Raw genomic sequence first — 2,239 nt, forward strand, 5'->3', positions numbered from 1 at the left:
GAAAGGTGCCCTTCATGAGCGGCCCCATGACCGGAATCAAGATCGTCGACCTGTGCTCGATGATGTCGGGCCCCTGGGCCACGGACATCCTCGGCGACCAGGGCGCGGACGTCGTCAAGGTGGAGGTGCCCGGCAGGGGCGATCACGTCCGCTCCCTGCCCAATCGTTCCGGCGACATGTCGGCGATGTTCGTCAACGTCAACAGGTCGAAGCGGTCCCTGACCCTCGACCTGAAGACACCGGAAGGTGTTGCGGTGCTGAAGAAGTTGGTCGCCACGGCGGATGTCGTGGTGCAGAACTTCCGGCCGGGCGTCGTCGAGCGCCTCGGCATCGGATACGACGACCTGGCCCCGCTCAATTCTCGGCTGATCTATCTTTCGATGAGCGGATTCGGTGAACGCGGCCCCGCCGCCGGCCAGCGGGTCTACGATTCGCTGATTCAGGCCCTGACCGGCCTGACCACCGTGCAGGCCGGGTCCGATGAGGAACGGCCCCGCCTGATCCGCACGATCCTCCCCGACAAACTCAGCGCCATTGTTGCCTCCCAAGCACTTTCGGCGGCACTGTTCGCCCGCGAACGCACCGGGGAGGGACAGCACATCCGGCTCTCGATGCTCGAGGCGGTGCTGTCGTTCCTGTGGGCATCGGACATGGGCGCCTACACGTTCCCGGACCAGCCGGTGCCGCTGTCGCAGGGCGGCAGCTTCATCGACCTGATCTACCAGACCGCGGACGGCTACATCACCGTCGCCACGAACAGCAACGGCGAATGGCAGAGCATGTGCAAGGCACTCGGTCACCCCGAGTGGATCGAGGACGAGCGGTTCTCCACCCCGGTGGGTCGATCGAAGCACATCAATGAGCGTTTGGAACTCATCCAATCTGTGCTGCTGGACAAGAGCTCTGCCGAGTGGTTGGCGCTGCTCGACACCTTCGACGTGCCGGCCGCACCCATCCTCACGCGGGCAGAGGTCATCGAACACCCGCAGGTCAAGGCCGCCGAGATCATCGTCGAATCCGAGCACCCCGTAGCCGGGCGTCTGCGGCAGGCACGAGTGGCGGCCCGGTTCCTGGGCACCGTCCCGGATGCACCCAGGGGTGCGCCGCTGCTCGGCCAGCACAACGGCGAGATCCTCGCAGAAATCGGCTACAGCAACGACGAAATCGCTTCGCTCGCTGCACAGAAGATCATCGGAACCGAGCAGGACGCCACCGCCGGCGTCCTCGCCTGAAAGGAAGTTTGGACAGTGTCCACAGTATTGGTCGTCGGTGCCGACAAGGGCATCGCTCACTCGATCGTCCGCCAGTTGCACGAGCGCGGCGATGACGTCATCGCCGCCTGCCTGTTCGACGGCGCCGACCTCACCGCCGACGGCATCACCGTCGAGCCGAACGTCGATGTCACATCGCAGGAATCGGTCGAGGCGCTCGCGTCACGGCTCGCTGCAGCGGGAACCGAACTGGACGCCCTGATCCATGTTGCCGGGGTCATGTGGCTCGACGAACTGGGCGCGATCGACTACGACCTGGTCCGCAAGCAAATCGAGATCAACACCCTCGGACCGCTGCGCACGATCGAAGCAGTGCGTCCGTTGCTCAACGAGGGCGCGAAGGTCGGCATCGTCACCAGCCGGGTCGGATCCCTCGGCGACAACACCTCCGGTGGCATGTACAGCTACCGGATCTCCAAGGCCGCCGCCAACATGGCCGGCCTGAACCTGCACCACGACCTGTCCAAGAACGGCATCAGCGTGCTCATGCTCCATCCGGGCATGGTCGCCACCGACCTGACCAAGGACTTCCCCGGCGATCACACCTACATCACCCCGGAACAGGCCGCCACCGGACTGATCAAGAACATCGACAACCTCACCCCCGAGAACTCGGGCCGGTTCCAGCATTCGAATGGCACCTTCCTGCAGTGGTGAGCAACAGCTCGCACCCTGTTCGCCAGTGAATCTCCATCCCATCGAGACAGAAGGACGACACACACGATGATCACCGTCTACGGATATGTTCCCGCCTGGGGGATCCCGGACATCAGCCCCTACGTCACGAAGGTAGTCAACTACCTGAAGTTCACGGGTGTCGATTTCGAACACAAGACGCAGGACCTGGCGACCCTCGACCAGGACTCGCCCCACGGCAAGCTGCCGTACATCGTCGACAGCGACGGAACCAAAGTCGGCGACTCCAACACGATCATCGCCTACCTGAAGGACAAGTACGGCGACAAGCT

3 protein-coding genes are annotated in these 2,239 nt (G+C 63.7%); all 3 read left to right on the top strand.

Features of this window, described 5'->3' with window-relative positions:
* Window positions 1-1,232 (top strand): CaiB/BaiF CoA transferase family protein (locus ACFVJ3_RS49295; RefSeq protein ID WP_378459015.1); only part of this gene is annotated, 1,232 nt, incomplete at its 5' end.
* Window positions 1,233-1,247: 15 nt separating this feature from the next.
* Window positions 1,248-1,928 (top strand): SDR family oxidoreductase, encoded by a 681-nt coding sequence (locus ACFVJ3_RS49300; protein WP_378459016.1) that lies wholly within the window; start codon window positions 1,248-1,250, stop codon window positions 1,926-1,928.
* A gap of 66 nt (window positions 1,929-1,994) precedes the next feature.
* Window positions 1,995-2,239 (top strand): glutathione S-transferase N-terminal domain-containing protein (locus ACFVJ3_RS49305; protein WP_378459017.1); only part of this gene is annotated, 245 nt, incomplete at its 3' end.

The sequence above is a fragment of the Rhodococcus sp. NPDC127593 genome, from assembly GCF_042671975.1.
In the GTDB taxonomy this organism is placed as follows: domain Bacteria; phylum Actinomycetota; class Actinomycetes; order Mycobacteriales; family Mycobacteriaceae; genus Rhodococcus_F.